The following is a 22,055-nucleotide window of genomic DNA, read 5'->3' on the forward strand; positions in this document are numbered from 1 at the left end:
GCCCATCCCATCGGGAAAAAGAGATTGACGCCACACTGTGGCGTAAGTACAGTCACATCATCCCCGAAGTTGAGACCGGTCTCAACCTCACCGTCCACCATTGAGACCGGTCTCACCAACAGAACGGAAGTCCTCTCATGCGGAGCATCAAAGCAGCGGCACTGGCGGCAGCGGCCGCACTCGCCCTCTCGCTGGCGGCCTGCGGCGGCTCGAGCAGCGCCTCGTCGACTGCGGCGTCGAACCCCTACGGCCTCATCGACCCCGGGCAGTTCCGCGTCGCGAGCGTCGGCGACTCCAAGCCCTATACGTTCACCGACTCCGCCGGGAAGTTCACCGGCTTCGACGTCGAGCTCTTCACTGACGTCGCCCACCGGGCCGGCATCGCCAACGTCGTCTTCACCGGCCAGGACTTCTCCGCGATCCTCCCCGCCGTCGCGAACGGGCAATTCGACGTCGGCGTCGCCGCGATCGGCATCACGGACAAGCGCAAGCAGACGGTCGACTTCTCCGATGGCTATCTCGCCGGCTACCTCACCGTCCTCACGACGAAGGCGTCGGGAGTCACGAGCGCTGATGCCGTCAAGGGGAAGCGGCTCGGCGTCGTGCAGGGCACCCTGCAGGAGACCTACGCCATGAAGAACTTCCCCGACTCGAACCTCGTCCGCTTCCCGGACAACAACGCGGCGGTCTCGGCCCTCAACTCGGGCACGATCGACGCCCACTTCCTCGACTACGAGGCCGCCAAGGACTACGTCGCGAAGTTCGGTCTCGTCGACGCGGCCGACATTCCGTCCTTCGACGCCCCTGCCGGCTTCGCCATTGCCAAGAACAAGCCTGCCCTCAAGGACGCGCTGAACAAGGCGCTCAAGGCCGCCATGGCCGACGGCACGTGGAAGCGCCTTTACCAGAAGTGGTTCCCGGGCTCGCCCATGCCGAAGCAGTACCTGCCCGCCTCCGACCAGTAACCGAGCAGAAAGCACCACGATGGATCTGTTCGATACCCTCACCAAGACCTTCTTCGACTTCCAGGCGATGGCCGATGTCCTGCCTCAGCTGTTGCAGGTCGGCCTCGTCAACACCCTCGTCATATCGATCGCGGCCACCGTCATCGGCTGCATCGTCGGGATGCTCGTGGCTCTCATGGGCATCTCGCCCTCGGCCTGGCTGCGATGGCCCGCCCGCGTCTACACCGATCTGTTCCGCGGACTTCCCGCCATCTTGACCATCCTCCTCATTGGCCAGGGCTTCGCACGTCTGAGCCAGCAGATCTTCGGGCCCAGCCCCTACCCGCTCGGCATCATCGCGCTGAGCCTGATCTCGGGCGCCTACATCGGGGAGATCTTCCGGGCCGGCATCCAGGCTGTCGACAAGGGCCAGCTCGAAGCCTGCCGGGCACTCGGGATGGGTTACGGGCCGGCCATGCGCCTGGTGGTCGTGCCCCAAGGCATCCGACGCGTGCTCCCCGCGCTCGTCAACCAGTTCATCTCGATCGTCAAGGACTCCAGCCTCGTGTACTTCCTGGGGCTGCTTGTCTCCGAGCGCGAGCTCTTCCGCGTCGGCCAGGACGCCGCGGTCCTGAGCGGGAACCTGTCCCCGCTGGTCCTCGCCGGCCTGTTCTACCTCATCGTCACCGTCCCGCTGACGCACCTGGTGAACTTCATCGACCAGCGTTTCCGCACCGGGCGGCGCAGAGCGGTCGCGCCCGTCTCCGGACTCCGAGAAGTCGCCGAGCTCGAGACGGTCGGCGCCCCAGCAGAGGAGGCACGCCCATGACCATCCCCGCGGCAGCCCGCCCAAGGACCAGGGACATCACCATGAACACCGAAGCATCACGATCGCCCGAAGCACCCCCAGCTGACCTGGCCCCCGCCTACAGCGGCGCCGGGCTCGACATCCGGGACCTCACCCTCGCCTATGGGGAGGTGGACGTGGTCCGCAGCATCAGCCTCCGCGTCGAGCCCGGAACGACGACCTGCGTGATCGGGCCCTCGGGCTCGGGCAAGTCGACGCTCCTCCGCGGCATCAACCGGTTGCACGAACCGAAGTCGGGGGACGTGCTCCTCGACGGGGTCTCGACCGTCGGCCAGCACCCCGACCAGCTGCGCCGGAAGATCGGCATGGTCTTCCAGCACTTCAACCTCTTTCCGGACCACACCGCGCTCGAGAATGTCGCACTCTCGCCGTGGAAGGTCAAGCGTCTTTCGAAGAAGGACGCGGTTGATCTCGCCAGGGCACGTCTGGACGAGGTGGGGCTGCGGGACCGTGCAGACCACAGGCCCAAAGACCTTTCCGGCGGACAGCAGCAGCGGGTGGCGATCGCTCGTGCGCTCGCCATGGAACCCCAGGTCATGCTCTTCGACGAGGCTACTTCCGCCCTCGACCCCGAACTCGTCAACGGGGTGCTGAATCTCATGGCAAGCCTCAGCAGGCGCGGCATGACGATGGTCGTCGTGACGCACGAGATGGGGTTCGCGCGCAGGGCCGCGAATCAGGTGGTCTTCATGGATGAGGGGCAGGTCGTCGAGACCGGCACTCCGGAGGACATCTTCGACAGCCCCCGCTCGGCCCGTCTGCAGCGTTTCCTCTCGGAGGTGCTGTGATGGGACAGGGACAGGTCGACCCTACGAGCCCGATCAGAACGGCCATCGTCGGCTTCGGCGTCTCGGGCGGGGTGTTCCACGGCCCCCTCCTCGCGGCCAATCCGGCCTTCAGCGTGGACGCCGTCGTGACCGGGAACCCCACACGGAGGGCGTCCGCCCGCAGGCACTTCCCGACGACCCTCGTCGTGCCGGATTACGCCGGGCTCCTCGGGTGCATCGACGACGGCAGCCTGGAGCTCGATCTCGTAGTCCTCGGGACGCCGCCTGCGCTCCACCGGGATCAGGCGATCGCCGCCGTCGGCCGCGGCCTCCACGTCGTGGTCGACAAGCCCTTCGCGCCGTCGGTCGAGGACGCCCAGGCGATGATCGACGCCGCGGCCGCCGCCGGCGTTGTCCTGACGGTGTTCCAGAACCGGCGCTGGGACGGCGACTTCCTGACCGTCGCCGACCTCGTTCGCTCGGGCCGTCTCGGCGAGGTCCATACGTTCGAGTCCCGCTTCGAATGGTGGCGTCCCGAAGGCTTCGGCAACTGGCGCGACGCCGCCGGGGTCGATGACGGCGGCGGTCTGCTCACCGACCTCGGCAGCCATCTCATCGACCAGGCGGTCCGGCTCTTCGGCCCCGTCGACACGGCAAGGGCCGACCTCAGACGGCACTCCTCCGGAGCACGGGGCGACGAGGACAGCTTCGCGGAACTGCAGCACGCCTCCGGCGTCGTGAGCCGACTCTGGATGAACGGCGTCGCCCCGGCGCAGGGGCCGCGGTATCACGTCCTCGGTAGCCTGGCCGGGTTCACGTCATGGGGCCTGGACGGCCAGGAAGCCGCGCTCGCCGCCGGAGCGGACCCCGCCAGACCCGGCTACGGCGCTGTCCCCTCAAGGGAACCCGCCCGGTTTTCGGACGGCAGCACGACCGTCGACGTAGGCCTCGTCCCCGGCGACTACCCGGCGTTCTACCGGCTGCTCGCCGACTCGCTGCACCGCGGCGCGCCCCTTCCGGTCGAACCGACCGAAGCCCTCGAGACCCTGCGGATCATCAGGGAGCTCCACGCTCGCGCCCCCATCCGCTCGCTCGCACGTAGTTGAGACACGACACCAGAGGAAGAACGACATGCCTGAAAACCAGAGCCCCCGCCACGTCGCGGTCATCGGCGGCGGCGTCATCGGCGTCTCCACAGCCGTCCACCTGCTCCGCTCCGGCGCAGAAGTCACTCTCATCACCGAGGGAGAACTCGCCTCCGGCGCCTCGGGCCGCTCACTCTCCTGGCTCAACTCAGCCGGGACCAGGAGCGACGAGTACCACGCGCTGCGCATGGCGGGTATCGACCGCTACCGCACCCTCTTCGCCCAGGACACCTCCCGGGAGTGGCTCCAGTTCGGCGGCGGGGTCTACTGGGACAGCGACGGCGACGGGGCCTCAGCTGCCGCCCGGCACCGGTGCGAGCGTGCCCATGCCTACGACTCCCACCTCATTGGTCCGGACACCATCGGCGATGTCACCCCGGGTCTCAATACCGAGGCGCTCGCCGCAACCTCCGTCTACAACCCCGGGGAGGGCTGGGTGAGCCTTCCGCACCTCATCGAGCACCTCATGGTCGAATTCACCCGCCGCGGCGGCGTCCTCCAGGCCCACGCCGGTCCAGCCGAGCTCATTGTCGAGGACGGTCGCGCCGCCGGCGTGGCGGCGCCGGCCCTCGGCGCCGTCCGAGCCGACGCCGTAGTCGTCGCCTGCGGTGCGCAGACCCCGGACGTCGTTGCACCGTTCGGAGTGCAGATCAACAACGGCTCGCCCGTCTCGATGCTCGTCGTCACCGAACCCCTCGACCACGGCGTCCGGGCGGTCCTCAACACGCCCCGGGCCGCGATCCGGCCCAACCCGGGCAATACCATCGCGATCGACCACGATTGGTACGAGGAGCACATTGTGCGCGACGCCGCCGGGGATTACTCCATTCCCGAGCCCGTGGTCGACGAACTGCTTGAGGAGGCCTCGCGGCTCCTCGCAGGGACTCCGAAGCTCAAGGCAGGATCGTGGAAGCTCGGGCTCAAGCCGATCCCGGGCGATGGCGAGCCCGTCTTCGGAGAACTTCGGAGGGTCCCGGGGTGCTACACGGCATTCACCCACTCTGGGGCCACACTGGCGCTCATCGCCGGCGAACTGGTCGCGGATGAGCTCATCACCGGCCGCCCGCATCCGATGCTGGCGACGTTCAGGCCCGAGCGGTTCGAGGGCTGACGCGGCCCGCTGGCCTCTCCGCCCGGTCCAAATAGGCGGAGAGGCTTGCACTCGCGCGCCGGGGTGGCATAGGAAGAACCCATGGCGGCTCAGGCAGGCAAGCTCGTGGTGGTCGGCGCCGGCGCGGTGGGGAGCTCGGTCGCCTACGCCTGCCTCATCCGCGGTTCGGCGCGCGAGGTGGTCCTCTACGACATCGACCAGGCGAAGGTCGAGGCCGAGGTCCTCGACCTCGCGCATGGGACCCAGTTCACCGGGGCCTCGAGCATCACCGGCGGGACTGACCTGGCGTTCGCTGCGGGTGCGGACGCCGTGGTGATCACCGCCGGGGCAAAGCAGCGGCCGGGGCAGACCCGGCTCGAGCTGGCCGGGACCAACGCGCGCATCCTCGAGGCCCTCATGCCACGGCTGGTCGAGCAGGCGCCGAACGCGGTCTACGTGCTCGTCACCAACCCGTGTGACGTGCTGACCGTCATCGCGCGGCACATCTCCGGCCTTCCGGCCGGCCGGGTGTTCGCCTCGGGCACGGTGCTGGACACCTCCCGCCTGCGGTGGCTGCTGGGCGAGCGGGTGGGGGTGTCCCGCTCCTCCGTCCACGCCTACATCGTGGGCGAGCACGGCGACACTGAGTTCCCGCTCTGGGCCTGCGCGACCATCGGCGGCGTGCCGCTGCGGGACTGGAGGGCCGACGACGGCTCCCGGGCGTTCACGCCGGAGTCCCTCGAGGCCCTCGCGCACAACGTCCGCACGGCGGCCTACCGCGTGATCGAGGGCAAGGGCGCCACGAACTACGCGATCGGGCTCTCCGCCGCCCGGATCGTCGAGGCGGTCCTGGGCCGGGAGGACGCCGTGCTGCCGGTCTCCTCGGTGCTCTCGGGCCAGTGCGGCATCCACGGCGTGGCCCTCAGCCTGCCCTCCGTGGTGGGCGCGGGCGGGGTCCGGCGCGTCCTCGAAGTCCCGATGGACGACGGCGAGCTGGCGCGGCTCGGGCGCTCGGCCGAGGCTCTGCGCGCCTCGGCGCAGTCGCTCGGGTACTAGCAGCCGCTCGGGTGCCGGCAGCCGCTGGGGGACCGGCAGCCGCCCGGGCGCCAGCAGCCGCTGCTGAGCCCCGGGCCCCTCACGAGATGCAGAACTCGTTCCCCTCGGGATCGGCCATCGTGTACCACCCGTGCGGCCCCTCGTGGCCCTCCCATAGGAACGTCGCGCCGCGGGCCTCGAGCCGCGCCCGCACCTCGTCCTTGTCGTCGCCGCCGATCCGCACGTCCCAGTGCACCCGGTTCTTCACCGACTTGCCCTCGGGCACCGACTGGAACAGGAACCGCTGGCGGCCCCTGTCCCCGACCTGGTCTGCCGGGCAGATGGCCTGCGCGGACGCCCACACGAGGACGCCGCGGTGCCTCGTCGTCTCGTCCTCGCCGGCGTAGCCCTCGGCGACCATGCGCCGGATGAAGTCCTCGTCGCTCGGCTCGACGGTCCAGCCGAGGGTCTCGGCCCACCAGTCGGCCTGCGCGTGGGGGTCATGGCTGTCGATGACCACTTGGAAGGTGTACGCCATGGGCCCACGCTAGGCGGCCCACCCCGGCCCCGGAAGAGCCCGGTGGCCCGAAGAGGACAGGCGCTGTCCGCTGCCATCCCTGCGGCATCGTAGGACGAACTCCTCTGGCCGTCCGCGGCGCGGCCGGTGAGGCTGGGAGCCTGACGGGGAGGGGAGCGGGGATGCCAGAACGAGCGGACGAAGGCCCGGGCGTGCAGCGCCGAGTCAGGCGCTCTCGCCGCGGCCCGGGGCGCCTGCGCCTCACCTCGGTGGTCCTGCTGGCCGCCCTGGCCCTCGCCGCGTGCTCGCCCGGGGGCGCTCCGGCACCACCCACGGCATCCGCCACGAGCCCGTCGGCCGGCGCCCCCGCGGGCCAGCCCGCCAGGGTCTTCACGGACGACGAGCTCATGGCGATCGTCAACGCGGTGACGGTGCGCCCCTACGGCGCCTCTGACTCGCGCAGCTTCCGGATCGGTGCCACGGCCAATTCGTGGCCGGCGATCACGTCCACGGCGATGCCCGCCGAATGCCAGCCCTTCGCGGCCAAGAACCCGTTCGACATCGCCCGGGACGCGAACGTCGCCTTCGCCCAGGGCGCCCTGCCCGCATTCGGCGGCTCCCAGGCGGCGCCCTCGGCCGGCCCCGGCTCGGGGGGGCCGACGACGACCGCGATCGTCATCGTCAGGAGCGCCGCCGCGGACGCGCTGGCCGCGTCCGACTTCAACTACACCGACAGCACCGCCTCCCGCTGCAGCCAGTTCACACTGAAGATCGACCAGGGGACGAGTGCCTCGGCGTACAGCCTCCGGATGCTCCCCGCCCCGAAGGTGGGGGAGCGGGCCTTCGCGATGCTCCAGAAGACCACGCCGGGTGGACCGGGCGATCTGGGCGGGACCACGCTGCGCGTGCTGGCCGGCACCCTCTCGATCTCCCTCTCGCTCAGCGTGGCGCAGGACGCCGATGCCCAGCCCGCCCTGGACGCCCTGGCCGGAATCGCCCGGAAGATCATCGACCAGGCCGCCAGCCACCCGCCCACCGTGAGCACGCCGACGCCGAACTCCCGGACGCCCGAGCAGCTGGCCGCCCTGGTCAGGGGAGTGCCCGGTCCGGGCGGCAGCGCCCCGCTGGTCAACGCCCAGCTCATCCCGGCCGGCGCCACGTCCACCGCGCGCCCCAGCGAGGCGGCCTGCACCTACGACGACGCCGCGTACCTCGGCGCCCTCGCCGGTTCCTCCATGGCCCAGGCACAGTATTCGGGAAGCCAAGCGGGCAAGTCGTTCATCACCGTGCTCGCCGTCAGCATGGCCGACTCCATCCCGCAGCCCTACCCCTTCGATGCCCGTGCCGAGGCGCTGCGGACCTGCACGTCCGTCACGGAGGACGTCATGGGGCTGTCGCAGACCCGGGCCTGGTCCTCCCTCAGGCCGCTGGCGGCCGCCCCCCGGGGGGATGCCGCCTACGCGGTGGCCTACGAGCTCCCGGACGGCACCGGTGAGCGGCATGTGGCCGTCGGCGCGCGGCGGGGAACGCTGTCCCTCGAGGCCAACGACGTCCGCAGGACGGAGGCGGAAGTCCAGCCGGCAGCCGAGGCGCTGGTGGCGCTCCTCGACCAGATGTTCAGCAAGGCCGGCCTGTAGCGGGCGCCCGCCCCTCGGGCTCCCGAGGGAGGCCGGGCCGCCCTTGACACCCCGCCCGGCGCCCGGGACGCTTGGAGGCATGCTCCGCTGATCCTCGCCCCGACCCCCGTCCGCCCGGGCCCTTCCCTGCGCCCGCGAGCCGCGAAGTGAGACAGCCGATGCATGCCCCCCTCAGCCGATTCCAGAACAGCCGCCCCGAGCTGCGTGCCCACACCGGCGCTGCCCGGCGCCCCGCGGTGCACATCGCCCTCAGCGGCGTGAGCCACGGCTACGGGGACCGGCTCCTCCTCGACCGCGTGGACCTCACCATCACGGACGGCGAACGCATCGCGGTGGTGGGCGAGAACGGCGCGGGCAAGTCCACGCTCCTCCGCCTGCTGGCCGGCCAGGAGCGGCCCGAAGCCGGGACCGTCGCCGTCCACGGCCGCTCGTCCCGCCTCGGCCAGACCCAGGACCCCGAGGCGAGCGTGGGCGCCCTCATGGCCGCGGCCGCGGCCCGGGCCGCCGAGGCCGAGCTGAGAGCCAGCCCCAGCGGCGAGGAGGACGACCCGGATGAGGCGGCGAGCGCCGTCGTCCGCGCGGAGGTCGCGGTGGCGATCGCGCTCGAGCGCCTCGGCGTCGGGCACCTCGCCCGCACCGGCGCCCACCGGACCCTCGGGAGCCTCTCCGGCGGGGAGGCCGAGCGCATCTCCCTCGCGCTCGCGCTCGCCGATCCGGCCCCGATCCTGCTCCTCGACGAGCCCACCAACCACCTCGACGCCGAGGCGCTCGCGTGGCTCGAGGCGGAGATCGCCGCCCGCCCCGGGATCGTCGTCGCGGTCTCCCACGACCGCGACTTCCTGCAGCGGTTTGCCCGCGTGGTCCTCGAGGTCGACGCCGACACCCGCGCCGTGCGCCGCTACGGGGCCGGCTACGCGGGATACCGGGCGGAGAAGGCCCGCGAGCGGCGCGAGTGGGAGCGCTCGTACGCCGCCTGGGTGGCGGCGAAGGAGCGCGAGCGCGAGAAGGCCGCCCTCGTGGCGGACCGGGTCGCGTACGGCCGCCGCACCGACAACGACAAGTCGGGGTACAACTACTTCGGCCAGCGGGTCTCCGCCGCGGTGGAGAGCCAGGTGCGGTCCGCCCGCCAGCGGCTGCGCCGGCTGGAGGCCGAGCCGGTGCTGCCGCCGCCCCGGCCGCTGCACCTCGCGGCCGCCTTCGAGGCCGACGCCGGCGCTTCCCTCACGCTGGCCGGCGCCTCGGTGCCGGGCAGGCTCGCGCCGGTGGACCTGGACCTCGCGGCCGGCGAGCGGCTGCTCGTCACGGGGCCCAACGGCGCCGGGAAGACGACCCTGCTCGGCGTGCTCGCGGGGGCCCTGCCGTGCGCGGGGGTGGCCGAGGTCGTCGCGGCCCCGGGGGCCCAGGATGGCGCCGTGGCCCTGCTTCCCCAGGAGATCCCGCCGCCCGCCGACCCCCACGTCCGGCTCCTCGCGGCCTACGCGGCGGGCCTCCCGGGCGATCTGGACGACCATGCCGAGGCCCTCATGCACACGGGGCTGTTCCGGGTGCAGGACTTCTTCGTGCCGGTCGGATCGCTCTCGGCAGGGCAGTGCCGCCGCCTGGCCCTCGCCCGGATCCTCGCCGGCCGCCCGGGGCTGCTGCTGCTCGACGAGCCCACCAACCACCTCGCGCCCCTGCTCGTGGACGAGCTCGAGGACGCCCTGGCCAGATACCGTGGGACCCTCGTGATCGCCAGCCACGACCGGGCGCTGTCGCGCTGGTTCGCGGCATTGGACGGCCCCGGGGGAGCGGGGCGGCGGCTCGCGCTCAGCCGGCCTGGGCCAGGTTCACCCGGAACTCGACCCGCGCGTGGTCCTCGACCTTGACGAAGCCCAGGTTCGGCGGGTCGATCCCGAAGTCCTTCACCGCGATCGGGATGGAGCCGGCGGCGGCGATGCGGTCGCCGTCGCGCACCACCTTCACGTCCGCGCTCACGCTGCGGGTCTCACCCGCGAGGGAGAGGGTGCCGGGCACGGTCACGTCCACGGGCTGGCCGCCGAGGTCCGGGAGGGCCACCGGCGCCCCGAGCGTGAACGTGGCCTGCGGGTACTTGCCCGCCGAGATCACGGTGAAGCGGAAGTAGTTGTCGCGGCCCGTGCTGTCGGTGGCGATGCTGCCGGCATCGACGGTGACGGTCGCACCGGTGAGCTTCCCGCCGGCCACCGACGCCGACCCGGTCACCTTGTCGGTGCGCCCCACCACGGCCAGCGCCTTGCCGTTGAGCACCTCATTGACCGTGTACCCGGCCTGCGAGCCCGAGGCCACGCCCCAGGTGCCGTTCTCGGCGGAGGCGGGGCGCGGCGTCGTGCTCGCAGCGGCACCGGTCGCCGCGGTGACGCTGAACGGGTCCTGCGCCTTCGGCGTGACGGCCGCATAGACGAGCGGGCCGCCGATCACCACGGCGGCGATCAGTGCCACGACGATGACGAGGGGGATCAGGAGTCGGCGTCTGTCCATAGTCCTAGCGGGTGAGTGAACTGAGGTCCACGGTGTACATGAGCACCACGGACAGGAGGTTCTTGAGGGCGTGCAGGGAGTAGCTGAACATGAGGTTGTTGGCCGTCCACGCGTATGCGAACACGAGCACGAGGCCCAGCCCGAGGTACGGCGCGAGGGCCTGGAAGGTGATCGCCTCGCGGCCCGCGATGTGCAGCGCTGCGAACAGTACCACCGATGCCACGTAGCAGATCCATCGGTTGATGTACTGGCTCAGCTTGCCGATCAGCAGGTGCCGGAAGATGTACTCCTCGACGAAGGGGCCGATCAGCACGAGCAGGGGCGCCGTGAGGTACCAGGGGACGTGGGCCGTCATGTCCTGGAGCCCGGTCTGGTTCACCGAGACCTCGACCCCCCCGGCGAGCGAGACCACGATCACCGTCACGATGAGCATGGCCACGAGCAGCAGGGGCAGGATCCCGAGGGTGAACCACGGCCTCGTCGCGAGGATGCGCGCGTCACGGACCACGTAGTGCCCGGCAGCCACCATGGCGGCGACGAAGACGGCCGTGTAGAGCGCGAGGTTCAGCAGGTAGGTGCCCACCAGCGGGTCCTGGGTGAGCCAGCCGACGCGGTCGAACGGCAGGAACACGAGCGCGAAGGGCAGGCCGAGATAGAGCACGACGGCGAGCGCGTCCGCGGGCGTGTACCGGGTGAAGCGCCGCGGCGTGCTGGGCGACGTGGAGGGCGATCGGAGCATCAACGGTCAGAACGAACGCGGCCCCGGCACGGTTCCGCGCGCCCCTGCCGTCGGCGGCCGGGCGGCGGCGGGCGGACGGCAGGAAGCGGCCGGGAGGTTGACCCGAGGGGGGCCGGGTGAGAACCTTTATAGAACGAACGGTCGGTAACTATTTCGTGGACGGGAAGGATCCCGGCCGGATCCTGCGCGTAACGAGGCATGAGGGAGTGCACATGGCTGAGGCTTTTCTGGTCGGCGGGGCGCGGACCCCGGTGGGGCGGTACGGGGGCGCGCTGTCCGCGGTGCGTCCCGATGACCTTGCGGCGCTGACGGTGCGGGCCGCGGTGGAGCGGGCCGGGATCGATCCCTCCCTTGTGGACGAGGTCATCTTCGGCAACGCCAACGGCGCGGGCGAGGAGAACCGGAATGTGGCGCGGATGGCGTGGCTGCTGGCCGGGTACCCGGACAGCGTGCCGGGCATCACCGTGAACCGGCTGTGCGCCTCGGGCCTGTCCGCGATCATCATGGCCTCGCACATGGTCAAGGCCGGGGCCGCGGACCTCGTCGTGGCCGGCGGCGTCGAGTCGATGTCCCGGGCCCCGTGGGTCATGGAGAAGCCCACCGCGGCGTTCGCCAAGCCCGGGGCCGTGTTCGACACCTCGATCGGGTGGCGCTTCACCAATCCTGCCTTCCTCTCCGGCGAGCTCTCCCGGGACGGGAAGGCCACCTACTCGATGCCGGAGACGGCCGAGGAGGTCGCCCGGGTCTTCGACACCTCGCGCGAGGACTGCGACGCGTTCGCGGTCCGCTCCCACGAGCGCGCCCTCGCCGCGATCGAGGCCGGCCGGTTCGCCGACGAGATCGTCCCCGTGACCGTCACGGGCCGCAAGGGCGCCCAGACCGTGGTGGACACCGACGAGGGCCCGCGCCCGGGCACCTCGATGGACGTGCTCGCGAAGCTGCGCCCGGTCGTGAAGGGCGGCTCCGTGGTCACCGCGGGCAACGCCTCCTCGCTCAACGACGGCGCCTCCGCGATCGTGGTGGCCTCCGAGGCCGCCATCGAGCGGTTCGGCCTCACCCCTCGCGCCCGCATCCTCGACGGCGCCTCCGCCGGGGTGGCACCGGAGATCATGGGCATCGGCCCGGTCCCGGCCACGCGGAAGGTCCTCGAGCGCCAGGGCGTCTCCCTGGCGGACCTGGGCGCGGTGGAGCTGAACGAGGCCTTCGCCTCGCAGTCCCTGGCCGTGATGCGCGAGCTCAAGCTGGATCAGGACATCGTCAACGCCGACGGCGGCGCGATCGCCCTCGGCCACCCGCTCGGCTCCTCCGGCTCCCGCCTCGTCGTGACCCTGCTCGGCCGGATGGACCGCGAGCTCGCCGGCGAGGGCCGGAAGCTCGGCCTGGCCACCATGTGCGTCGGCGTCGGCCAGGGCACCGCCCTCCTGATCGAGGGGGTCTAGATGGCGGAGGGCACCGACACTGCCGCGACCACGGCGGGCGGCGGGTCGGCCGCGGCGGGGGAGGTGCCGGCGTCGTCCGCTGAGGGCGCGCACGACGGCGCCCCCCGCCTCGACGCGTCCGGCTTCACCGCGCTCGTGGTCGAGGAGGACGGGGACCGGCTGCATGCGCGGCTGCACCGCCCGGCGGTGCGCAACGCGATCGATGCGACGATGGTCGAGGAGCTCCACGCCGTCTGCGCGCACCTCGAGGCCCACCCGAAGGTCCTGATCCTCTCCGGCACCCCGGCCGATCCCGAATCCGGCGCGAAGGGGATCTTCGCCTCGGGCGCGGACATCGCCCAGCTGCGCGAGCGGCGCCGGGACGACGCGCTCGCCGGCATCAACTCGACCGTGTTCGACCGGATCGCCAAGCTCCCCATGCCCGTCATCGCCGCGCTGGAGGGCTATGCGCTGGGCGGCGGGGCCGAGCTGGCCTACGCGGCCGACTTCCGGATCGGCACCGAATCCCTGCGGGTCGGCAACCCCGAGACCGGGCTGGGCATCATGGCCGCGGCCGGGGCGACGTGGCGGCTGCGCGAGCTCGTCGGCGAGCCGCTGGCCAAGGAGGTCCTCCTAGCCGGGCGCGTGCTCAAGGGCGCCGAGTGCCTCGCCGCGGGCCTGGTCACCGAGCTCGTGGAGCCGGAGGACCTGATCCCGGCCGCGCACCGGCTCGCGGACCGGATCGGCGCCCAGGACCCGCTGGCCGTGCGGATCTCCAAGGCCGTCTTCCACAGCCCGCGGGAGGTCCACCCCCTCATCGACACCCTGGCCCAGGGCATGCTGTTCGAGTCCCAGGCCAAGTTCGACCGCATGCAGGCATTCCTCGACCGAAAGAAGAAGTAGACACATGGGAAAGATCACTCTGGCCGAGGGCCTGCCCGCACGCGTGGGCGTGCTCGGCGGCGGGCGGATGGGCGCCGGGATCGCGCACGCGTTCCTCATGGGCGGGGCGGACGTGGTCGTCGTCGAGCGCGACGAGCAGGCCGCCCAGGGGGCCCGGGAGCGCGTCGAGGCCTCGGTGGCGAAGTCGATCGAGCGCGGCGCGGCCGAGGGGAACCTGGACGAGATCCTCGAGTCCTTCTCCACGAGCGTGGACTACGCCGACTTCCGCGGCCGGGACCTCGTGGTCGAGGCCGTGCCCGAGGACCCGGCCCTGAAGACCCAGGCCCTCACCGCGGTCGAGGCCGAGCTCGCCCCGGGCGCGTTCCTGGCCACGAACACCTCCTCGCTGTCGGTGTCCAAGCTCGCCGCATCCCTGGCCCGGCCCGAGCGGTTCCTGGGCCTGCACTTCTTCAACCCGGTCCCCGCCTCGACTTTGATCGAGGTCGTCATCGCCGAGAAGACGTCCGCGGAGACCGAGGCCGCGGCCCGCGGCTGGGTCGCCGGGCTCGCCAAGACGGCCGTGGTGGTCAAGGACGCCCCCGGGTTCGCGTCCTCGCGCCTCGGCGTGGCGATCGCGCTCGAGGCGATGCGCATGGTCGAGGAGGGCGTGGCGTCCGCGGAGGACATCGACAACGCCATGGTCCTGGGCTACAAGCACCCCACGGGCCCGCTGAAGACCACCGACATCGTGGGCCTGGACGTCCGGCTCGGCATCGCCGAGTACCTGGCCTCCACCCTCGGCGACCGCTTCGCCCCTCCCCAGATCCTGCGCGACAAGGTCGCCGCCGGCGAGCTCGGCCGCAAGACCGGCAAGGGCTTCTACGACTGGTCCTGACCGCCTCGCGACCCGTTGAGGGGTCTCTGGCGCTCCATTGAGGGGTCTCTGGCATGCCGTTGCGGGGCCCCGGCGCACCAGGGACCCCGCAACGACGCCCTAGGGACCCCGCAATGACCCGCCAGGGACCCCGCAAGCCGCAAGGAAGGGGGGAAGATGGTGCCATGAAGGACGCACTGAGTGACGCGGTGGCCTGGGAGGGCTCCGTCAACGCCCGGCGCGTCCTCGGCTCGGTCTACCGGATGGGGCGGCGTGAATGGCTCACCGAGCGCGGGTGGCGGCAGATGCACGACGACGGCATCCGCACCGTGATCGACCTGCGGAACCCGGACGAGCAGCGCCGCCGCCCCACCGACCCCGACGTCCGGCCCGAGGCCATGGACGGGATCACGATCGTGAACACGCCCACCGAGGATCCCGCCCACCCCGAGCACGCGGCGCGTTTCGCGGCCGAGCTCGTCCCGTACCTGAACCACCCCAAGGGCTACCCGGGCACGGTGCGCCTCTTCCCCGAGCTGATCGCCGCCGTGTTCCGCGCGATCGCGGAGGCGCCGGCCGGCGTCGTGCTGCACTGCTCGGCGGGCCGGGACCGCACGGGCCTGGTCGTCACCATGCTCCTGCAGCTCGCGGACCCGGCCGCAGCCCGGGAGGCCGTCGCCGCGCAGTACGAGGCCAGCGTCCGGGGCATCAACGCGTGGCATCGGATCAGCCCGGTCAGGCATCCCTACGAACGCTGGCACGACGACGCCGAGCTGGCACCGATGATCGCCGAACGGCAGGAGGCCCTCGCGGCCTTCGCGGCCGGACTCGACGTGGAGCGCTTCCTCCTCGACCACGGCCTCGCTCCCGCGGACATCGCCGCCATCAGGGCCAAGCTCGCCCCGACGGACGGCTGAGGCAGGCTCCGGCACGCACCGCCCGGCCGCGGGTATCCTCGCCGCATGCCCTTCCTCGACCCCGTGACGCTGCGTGGCCGCCTCGTGGCCCTCGAACCGCTCTCCCAGGACCACCGCGAAGAGCTCGAGGACGCGGTCCGGGACGGCGAGCTGTGGCGCCTCTGGTACACGGCCGTGCCGCGGCCCGAGGCCATGGGCGCCGAGATCGCCCGGCGCCTCGCGCTGCAGGAGGCCGGCTCGATGCTCCCCTTCGCCGCCCGCCGCGCCTCGGACGGCCGCGTCATCGGCATGACCACGTACATGAACGCCGATGCGGCGAACCGCCGCGTGGAGATCGGCTCGACATGGAACGCGGCGAGCGCCCAGGGCTCGGGCACCAACGCGGAGTCCAAGCTGCTCCTCCTGCGCCACGCGTTCGAGACGCTCGGCTGCATCGCCGTCGAGTTCCGCACGCACTGGATGAACCGGCAGTCCCGCGCGGCGATCGAGCGGCTCGGCGCCAAGCACGACGGCGTGCTCCGCAGCCACCAGCTCATGCCCGACGGGTCGCTGCGGGACACCGTGGTCTACTCGGTGATCGCCTCCGAGTGGCCTATGGTCCGCAACGGGCTCGAGCTGCGGCTGGCCCGGCGGGGATGACCGGGTGCTTCGGCGGGGTCAGGGCAAGGCAGCGAAGGCGGCGGCCACCGCCGGTGCGTAGCCGCCGCTGTAGCCGGCGGCGGTCGGGTGGAACGCGCCGGGGGTGCCCGGCGCATTGATCCAGGGATCCGCCGATCCGATCCAGCGCCCGTAGAACACCGGCACAACGTCGGCGTAGCCGGCGCCCTTCGCGGCGGCCGTGGCCCGGATGACGCCGTTCAGGCTCGTGATTCCGCCGTCGATGGTGGCCGCGAGCGCGCTCGAGGTGGGGTCGAGCAGCAGCGGGTAGCCCGTGAGCACGATCTTGGCGTCGGGCGACTTGGCCCGGATCGCGTCGATCACGGCGGCGATCTTGGGCCCGAGGGTGGGGATCGCCGCCTGGGCGGCGTCGACGAGGGTGCTGCACGAGGGCGCACCCGCCAGGCACGCGGCGGCGAGCGCGTCGACGCCGAGGTCGTTGGCTCCGACCGTCACGCTGATGCGGCCGGTGGTCGGCGGAATGGTCTTGGCCTGCTTGAGGACATCGGCGGTCGTGGCACCGTCGCAGCCGATGTTCTTCTTCGCGCTGAGGTCGCTGGCGTAGGAGTCGAGGGTGCGGCCGCAGTCGGTGCCGTCGAGGACGTACTGCGTTCCGCCGACGCCGGCCGCGATCGAGTCGCCGAGCGCGTAGTACCAGCCCGGCTGCGGTGGTGCGGCGACGGCTGGGGCGGTGGCGCCCGCAACGAGGCTGAGGGCGGTCAGGGCGCTGGCGCCGAGGCCGCGCAACCGGGTGAGGTTCATCGGGGCTCCTTGAAGGTCGCGGCTTGAAGGCCACCGCGCTGCCGCCGGGAGGCGGCCCCACGTGCGGCATGGGCGGCGATGTTCGGGTTCTCGCGCCCCCACAATGGCCAACCGGCAGGCCCTCCGCCTAGAGTCTTCCGGCACTTCATGCCCACGGGCCACAGGAGGCACAGAAGACAGTGACGCGCTCCGCCGCCTTCCGTGTATTCTGGTCCCATTACCGAACGGCCGGTCAGTAATTTCTGCCGGCGCGCAGGCCCCCATCGGAAGGACCCGTCGACGATGACCACTGCCACCGAGACCGCAGCCCCAGATTCGACACGCGTCGCCGTCGTCCCCAGCTACATCCGTGACGGCTGGTGGACCCCGGACGAGGCCGGCAAGGCCGCCGAGGTGCGCGATGCCAGCACGGGCGAGCTGCTCGCCGTCGTGAGCTCGAACGGACTCGACCTGGCCGCGATGGTGGAGCACGGCCGGACCGTGGGCCAGGCCGAGCTCGGCCGGCTCACCATCCACGAGCGCGCCCTCAAGCTCAAGGAGCTCGCGCAGTTCCTCAACGGCCACCGGGACGAGCTCTACGAGCTCTCCTACAAGACCGGCGCCACCAAGATCGACTCGATGGTGGACATCGACGGCGGCATCGGCGTGCTCTTCACGTTCGGCTCGAAGGGCCGGCGCGAGCTGCCCAACAGCAACGTGATCGTGGACGGCCCGATGGAGGTCCTCTCGAAGGATGGCTCGTTCGCCGGCGAGCACATCTACACCCGCATCCCGGGCGTGGCCGCGCAGATCAACGCGTTCAACTTCCCCGTCTGGGGCATGCTCGAGAAGTTCGCCCCCGCGTTCGTGGCCGGCGTGCCCACGATCGTCAAGCCCGCCACCCCGACCGGCTACGTGACCGAGGCGATGGTCCGGCTCATGGTCGACTCGGGGATCCTCCCGGCCGGCTCGATCCAGCTCATCTCCGGCTCGGCGCGCACGCTCCTGGACGAGCTCGACTACCGCGACATGGTCTCCTTCACCGGGTCGGCGGCCACGGCGAACCTCCTCAAGTCCCACCCGAACGTGGTCCACGGCGGCGTCCGCTTCACGTCCGAGACGGACTCGCTCAACGCCGCGATCCTCGGCCCCGACGCCGTCCCCGGGACCCCCGAGTTCGACGCGTTCGTGAAGTCCGTGGTCACCGAGATGACCGTCAAGGCCGGCCAGAAGTGCACCGCGGTGCGCCGCAGCATCGTCCCGGGCGAGCTGGTGGACGACGTCGTCGCCGCCATCGGCGCGCGGGTGACGGAGCGCGTCGTGGTCGGCGACCCCCGCGCCGAGGGCGTCACGATGGGCGCCCTCGCCTCGGTCGAGCAGCTCAAGGACGTCCGGGGCGCGGTCGAGTCCCTCGTCGCCGCCGGCGGCAAGATCGCGTTCGGCTCCCTCGACGCCCCCGAGGTCGTCACCGCGAGCGGCGAGAAGGCGGTCGTCGAGGACGGCGCCTTCATGTCCCCGGTCGTCCTGACCTGGGAGGACGTCCAGGCGCCGGCCCTGCACGGCACCGAGGCGTTCGGCCCCGTCTCCTCGGTGGTCGGCTACTCCTCGCTCGACGAGGCCGTCAGGCTCGCGGCGCTGGGCGCCGGCTCGCTCGTCGCCTCCGTCTGCACCAACGACCCCGAAACCGCCCGCACGCTCGTGACCGGCATCGCCGCGCACCACGGCCGCGTGCTCATGCTCAACCGCGAGGACGCGAGGACTTCGACCGGCCACGGTTCCCCGGTCCCGCACCTGGTCCACGGCGGCCCCGGCCGCGCGGGAGGCGGCGAGGAGCTCGGCGGCATCCGCTCCGTCAAGCACCACATGCAGCGCACCGCGATCCAGGGCTCGCCCAACATGCTCACCGCCGTCACCGGCGTGTGGCACACCGGGGCGGACCGCAACCTCGCCGACCCCGCAGACCCCTCGACGCACCCGTTCCGCAAGTCCCTCGCCGAGCTGCGCGTGGGCGACGCCATGCGCTCCGAGCTGCGGCAGATCACCCGCGAGGACATCGCGAAGTTCGCGGCCGAGACCGGGGACACGTTCTACGCCCACATGGACGACGAGGCCGCCCGCGCCGCCGGCGTGTTCCCCGGCATCGTGGCGCACGGCTACCTGCTCGTGAGCTGGGCCGCCGGCCTGTTCGTCTCGCCCGAGCCCGGCCCGGTGCTGCTGAACTACGGCCTGGACAACCTGCGCTTCCTCCAGCCCGTCCCGGCCGGCGACTCGATCCGCGTGACCCTGACGGCGAAGCAGATCACCCCGCGCGTCACCGACGAGTACGGCGAGGTCCGGTGGGACGCCGTCCTGACCAACCAGGACGATACGCTGATCGCCAACTACGACGTCCTCACCCTGGTCGAGAAGGAGTGGCCGAGGAAGGCGTGATTCGTCGCGGAGGGCGGGGTCCGTACCCCGCCCTCCGGGCTTAAACTGGCCGCGTCAGTTCCCCTCGTGGAGGTGTGCCATGACGCTGGCAACAAGACCGGCAACCACGATCCTGACCGTGGCCGACGAGGCCCGCGCGAAGGACTTCTACGAGGGAGCGCTGGGGCTCCCTGTCCGCGGCAAGGACCCGACCGGGATGATGATCCTGGGTCTGGACGGATCCGCATCACTGGGCCTGATGGTGGACGCCAATGCCGTCCACACCGGCCACACCGCCCTGACGTTCGAGGTCGACGACCTCGAGGGCTCCATGGCGGAACTCGAGGGGCACGGCGTGCACTTCGAGGACTACGACCTGCCCAACCTCACCACGGACGAGCACCACATCTTCTCCACGGCGGGCGAGCGCGCCTGCTGGTTCGCGGATCCTGATGGGAACATCCTCTGCCTGCACGAGGGCGGCACGGTCGAGTACAACATGTAGCGCGCTGCTGCAGCGCACGACGGCGGCGGGCCGGGTTTCGCACCCGGCCCGCCGCTGTCTGGGCCCGACCTGCAATGATGGGCCCATGTGCCGGCTGTTCGGAATGCACGCGGGCCGCAGGTCCGTGCACGCGACGTTCTGGCTGCTCACGGCTCCGGACAGCCTCGAGGTGCAGAGCCGCCGCGAGCCCGACGGCACGGGCGTCGGCACCTTCACCGCGGACGGCGTGCCCAGAGTGGACAAGCAGCCGATCGCCGCGTGGGAGGACCGGGCCTTCGCCCGCGAGGCCCGGGACCTGGTGAGCTCCACGTTCCTGGCCCATGTGCGCTACGCGAGCATCGGCGAGCACACCTGGGCCAACACGCACCCGTTCGAGCAGGACGGGCGGCTGTTCGCCCACAACGGCGCGTTCACCGAGGTCGCAGCCCTCGACCGGCGGCTCGACGAGCTCGGGGCCGCGGACCTCGTGCGGGGCCAGACCGACAGCGAGCGCATGTTCGCGCTCATCACCGCAGAGACCCGCAGGGCGGACGGCGACGTCGCGGCCGGCATCGCCGCCGCCGTGACGTGGATCGCGCAGAACGTGCCCGTCCTCAGCCTGAACTTCATCCTGACCACGTCCACGGACCTCTGGGCCGTGCGCTACCCGGACACCCACGAGCTCCACCTCCTGGACGACCGCACCGGCGCTCCGGCGCCCGGCCGCCACCTCCGCGCGCGCAGCCCGCGGATCTCGGCCCACGGAGAAGACATCGGCGACTTCGTCCTCGTCGCGACCGAGCCCATGGCCAACGACCTCCGCTGGCGCCTCATGGACCCCGGTGTCCTCCTCCACGTGGACCGCGACCTCACGGTCACCCGCACCTTCCCGTTCCCGGACGCGCCCACGCGCCGCCTCACGCTCGACGACCTCGACCCGGTCGCCGCCGCGTCGCAGAGGGAGGGGAAAACATGAGCAGGCACGACGGCGCCGCGTCGCCTGGTACCGGCGCGTCACCTGACGCTGGGCTCCTCGGGCTCCGGCGCTTCCTCGCGCCCGCCCTGGGCGGTGTCTCCGGCAGTGTTCCCGAGCCCGCCGGCTGGTGGTCGGGCCCGCGCACGTGGTGGGCCGGAGCGCTCGACGTCGAGGGCCTCGCCCTCGGCTCCCTCGGCGCGCTCATTGCGGCGCTCGCCTCCCTGGCCGAGGCCAGGGGCGAGGCTCACGGCGGCAGCCGCCTCGCGACGTCGTCCGCGCTCGCCGCCGCCTCGTTCGACTCGATCCGCCGGCTCCGTGTCGACGGGAAGGCACCGGACATCTGGGCGCCCATGTCCGGCTTCCGGCGCGCGCGTGACGGCTGGGTGCGGCTCCACGCCAACTACCCGCACCACGCGGAGGCGCTCCTGGCCGGCCTCGGCATCGCCGGTCCTGAGCGGCTCGACGCCGCCGTCCTCGAGCGCGACGCCCTGGACGTCGAGGCCGCCGTCCGCGGTGCCGGGGGAGTGGCGGCCGCCGTGCGCACCCCGGCAGAGTGGACGGCGTCGGAGGCGGGAGCCGCCGCGGCCGGGGAGCCGTGGATCCGGTGGTCGGTCGCGGACGCCCCCGCTGTGCCTGTGACGCACGATGCCGCGCCGGGCCTCCCGCTTGACGGCGTCCGGGTGCTGGACCTCACCCGGGTGATCGCCGGACCGAGCGCGTCCCGGCTCCTCGGGGCGCTCGGCGCAGACGTGCTGCGCGTGGACCCGCCGCACCACCCAGAGCTGCTCGACGCGCATCTGGACACCGGGTTCGCCAAGCGCAGCGCCGTTGCCGACCTGCGCGTGGCCGAGCAGCTCGGCCAGGTCCGGGCGCTCGCCCGCGCGGCCGACGCCGTGCTGCTGGGCTACCGGCAGGCCTCGCTCGCGCGGTTCGGGCTGGACGTGGAGTCGCTGCGCGCTGACTGCCCACAGCTGGCCGTCGTGGCCCTCGACGCGTGGGGCTGGGCCGGGCCCTGGGTGGACGCGCGCGGGTTCGACAGCATTGTGCAGGCGGCGTGCGGGATCGCCGACCTGTACGGCACGCCTGCCGGCACGTCGGAGTTGACGCCGCACGACGGCGCGTGGCGGCCGGGCGCCCTGCCCGTCCAGGCGCTCGACCATGCGACGGGGATGGGCATGGCCGCCGCGGCCGTCGCGCTGCTCGCGGCACGGACGCGGGGGATCGCAGGGAGTGCGCGGCTCAGCCTGGCCGCCACGGCGCACGAGCTCCTGCGCGCCGGTCCGCCGCGCGCATCGGCACCCGAGGACCTGCCCGTCGAGATCCGCAGGGCGGCGTCCCCCTACGGCGAGCTCGACTACGTGGGCCCGCCACTCGCCGTCGACGGTCGCCCGCTCGAGTACCCCCACCCGCCGGTGCGCTACGGCACCTCGCATCTCGAGTGGGCGCGCTGAGCACCAGG

Annotated in this window: 20 protein-coding genes and 1 pseudogene; 17 read left to right on the forward strand and 4 right to left on the reverse strand. The window is 72.1% G+C overall.

What is annotated here, in order from left to right:
* The first annotated feature begins 137 nt into the window (after positions 1 to 137).
* From ACYVKZ_RS19065 to ACYVKZ_RS19090, 6 genes and pseudogenes are all read left to right on the forward strand, one after another.
* Positions 138 to 965: an ABC transporter substrate-binding protein gene (locus ACYVKZ_RS19065; protein ID WP_460993786.1), complete on the forward strand. Its 828-nt coding sequence runs from the start codon at positions 138 to 140 to the stop codon at positions 963 to 965.
* Positions 966 to 984: 19 nt separating this feature from the next.
* Positions 985 to 1,773, forward strand: coding sequence for an amino acid ABC transporter permease (locus ACYVKZ_RS19070; protein ID WP_460993787.1), 789 nt, complete (start codon positions 985 to 987; stop codon positions 1,771 to 1,773).
* Positions 1,770 to 2,600, forward strand: coding sequence for an amino acid ABC transporter ATP-binding protein (locus ACYVKZ_RS19075; RefSeq protein ID WP_460993788.1), 831 nt, complete (start codon positions 1,770 to 1,772; stop codon positions 2,598 to 2,600). The genes ACYVKZ_RS19070 and ACYVKZ_RS19075 overlap by 4 nt, the downstream gene beginning before the upstream one ends.
* Positions 2,600 to 3,685, forward strand: a complete 1,086-nt coding sequence (locus tag ACYVKZ_RS19080; protein WP_460993789.1) for a Gfo/Idh/MocA family protein — start codon at positions 2,600 to 2,602, stop codon at positions 3,683 to 3,685. Before ACYVKZ_RS19075 ends, ACYVKZ_RS19080 begins: the two co-directional genes overlap by 1 nt.
* A 16-nt stretch (positions 3,686 to 3,701) precedes the next feature.
* Positions 3,702 to 4,835: pseudogene (locus tag ACYVKZ_RS19085) on the forward strand (NAD(P)/FAD-dependent oxidoreductase); the annotation flags it as partial.
* An 81-nt stretch (positions 4,836 to 4,916) separates the two neighbouring features.
* The gene (locus tag ACYVKZ_RS19090; protein ID WP_460993790.1) at positions 4,917 to 5,870 is read left to right on the forward strand and encodes an L-lactate dehydrogenase; all 954 of its coding nucleotides are present in this window, start codon (positions 4,917 to 4,919) and stop codon (positions 5,868 to 5,870) included.
* Between the two features lie 79 nt (positions 5,871 to 5,949).
* On the opposite strand, the gene ACYVKZ_RS19095 is transcribed toward ACYVKZ_RS19090, so the two are convergent.
* On the reverse strand, positions 5,950 to 6,387 hold the full coding sequence (locus tag ACYVKZ_RS19095) for a VOC family protein (RefSeq protein WP_460993791.1): 438 nt from the start codon (positions 6,385 to 6,387) through the stop codon (positions 5,950 to 5,952).
* A gap of 161 nt (positions 6,388 to 6,548) precedes the next feature.
* Between ACYVKZ_RS19095 and ACYVKZ_RS19100 the strand changes: the two genes are divergently transcribed.
* Together ACYVKZ_RS19100 and ACYVKZ_RS19105 are read left to right on the forward strand one after the other, a co-directional pair.
* A complete protein-coding gene (locus ACYVKZ_RS19100) occupies positions 6,549 to 8,003 on the forward strand; it encodes a hypothetical protein (RefSeq protein WP_460993792.1) in 1,455 nt (484 codons plus the stop codon).
* Between the two features lie 158 nt (positions 8,004 to 8,161).
* A complete protein-coding gene (locus ACYVKZ_RS19105; protein ID WP_460993793.1) occupies positions 8,162 to 9,868 on the forward strand; it encodes an ABC-F family ATP-binding cassette domain-containing protein in 1,707 nt (568 codons plus the stop codon).
* Here ACYVKZ_RS19105 and ACYVKZ_RS19110 read toward each other — a convergent pair.
* Both ACYVKZ_RS19110 and ACYVKZ_RS19115 read right to left on the reverse strand, forming a co-directional pair.
* A complete protein-coding gene (locus ACYVKZ_RS19110) occupies positions 9,810 to 10,499 on the reverse strand; it encodes a YceI family protein (protein ID WP_460993794.1) in 690 nt (229 codons plus the stop codon). The two genes, ACYVKZ_RS19105 and ACYVKZ_RS19110, sit on opposite strands and share 59 nt — an antisense overlap.
* A 4-nt stretch (positions 10,500 to 10,503) precedes the next feature.
* The gene (locus tag ACYVKZ_RS19115; RefSeq protein ID WP_460993795.1) at positions 10,504 to 11,238 is read right to left on the reverse strand and encodes a lysostaphin resistance A-like protein; all 735 of its coding nucleotides are present in this window, start codon (positions 11,236 to 11,238) and stop codon (positions 10,504 to 10,506) included.
* Positions 11,239 to 11,450: 212 nt separating this feature from the next.
* Between ACYVKZ_RS19115 and ACYVKZ_RS19120 the strand changes: the two genes are divergently transcribed.
* From ACYVKZ_RS19120 to ACYVKZ_RS19140, 5 genes are all read left to right on the forward strand, one after another.
* Positions 11,451 to 12,677 (forward strand): acetyl-CoA C-acyltransferase, encoded by a 1,227-nt coding sequence (locus tag ACYVKZ_RS19120; protein WP_460993796.1) that lies wholly within the window; start codon positions 11,451 to 11,453, stop codon positions 12,675 to 12,677.
* Positions 12,678 to 13,559 carry an enoyl-CoA hydratase/isomerase family protein gene (locus ACYVKZ_RS19125; protein ID WP_460993797.1) on the forward strand — a complete coding sequence of 294 codons (882 nt, stop codon included), beginning with the start codon at positions 12,678 to 12,680 and terminating at the stop codon, positions 13,557 to 13,559. It begins immediately after the preceding gene.
* Positions 13,560 to 13,563: 4 nt separating this feature from the next.
* Positions 13,564 to 14,433: a 3-hydroxyacyl-CoA dehydrogenase family protein gene (locus ACYVKZ_RS19130; RefSeq protein WP_460993798.1), complete on the forward strand. Its 870-nt coding sequence runs from the start codon at positions 13,564 to 13,566 to the stop codon at positions 14,431 to 14,433.
* A gap of 164 nt (positions 14,434 to 14,597) precedes the next feature.
* A complete protein-coding gene (locus tag ACYVKZ_RS19135) occupies positions 14,598 to 15,329 on the forward strand; it encodes a tyrosine-protein phosphatase (RefSeq protein WP_460993799.1) in 732 nt (243 codons plus the stop codon).
* A 45-nt stretch (positions 15,330 to 15,374) separates the two neighbouring features.
* Positions 15,375 to 15,968 (forward strand): GNAT family N-acetyltransferase, encoded by a 594-nt coding sequence (locus ACYVKZ_RS19140; RefSeq protein ID WP_460993800.1) that lies wholly within the window; start codon positions 15,375 to 15,377, stop codon positions 15,966 to 15,968.
* An 18-nt stretch (positions 15,969 to 15,986) separates the two neighbouring features.
* Here ACYVKZ_RS19140 and ACYVKZ_RS19145 read toward each other — a convergent pair whose 3' ends face one another.
* On the reverse strand, positions 15,987 to 16,748 hold the full coding sequence (locus tag ACYVKZ_RS19145; protein ID WP_460993801.1) for a GDSL-type esterase/lipase family protein: 762 nt from the start codon (positions 16,746 to 16,748) through the stop codon (positions 15,987 to 15,989).
* A 282-nt stretch (positions 16,749 to 17,030) separates the two neighbouring features.
* Here ACYVKZ_RS19145 and paaZ point away from each other — a divergent pair, with 282 nt between their 5' ends.
* The 4 genes from paaZ (at position 17,031) to ACYVKZ_RS19165 (ending at position 22,047) form a co-directional block, all read left to right on the forward strand.
* Positions 17,031 to 19,157, forward strand: coding sequence for a phenylacetic acid degradation bifunctional protein PaaZ (paaZ, locus tag ACYVKZ_RS19150; protein WP_460993802.1), 2,127 nt, complete (start codon positions 17,031 to 17,033; stop codon positions 19,155 to 19,157).
* Positions 19,158 to 19,236: 79 nt separating this feature from the next.
* Positions 19,237 to 19,641, forward strand: coding sequence for a VOC family protein (locus ACYVKZ_RS19155; protein ID WP_307004879.1), 405 nt, complete (start codon positions 19,237 to 19,239; stop codon positions 19,639 to 19,641).
* 85 nt (positions 19,642 to 19,726) lie between these two features.
* On the forward strand, positions 19,727 to 20,596 hold the full coding sequence (locus tag ACYVKZ_RS19160) for a class II glutamine amidotransferase (RefSeq protein WP_460993803.1): 870 nt from the start codon (positions 19,727 to 19,729) through the stop codon (positions 20,594 to 20,596).
* The gene (locus ACYVKZ_RS19165) at positions 20,593 to 22,047 is read left to right on the forward strand and encodes a CoA transferase (RefSeq protein WP_460993804.1); all 1,455 of its coding nucleotides are present in this window, start codon (positions 20,593 to 20,595) and stop codon (positions 22,045 to 22,047) included. Before ACYVKZ_RS19160 ends, ACYVKZ_RS19165 begins: the two co-directional genes overlap by 4 nt.
* Positions 22,048 to 22,055: the final 8 nt, after the last annotated feature.

It is taken from the genome of Sinomonas soli (assembly GCF_054782415.1).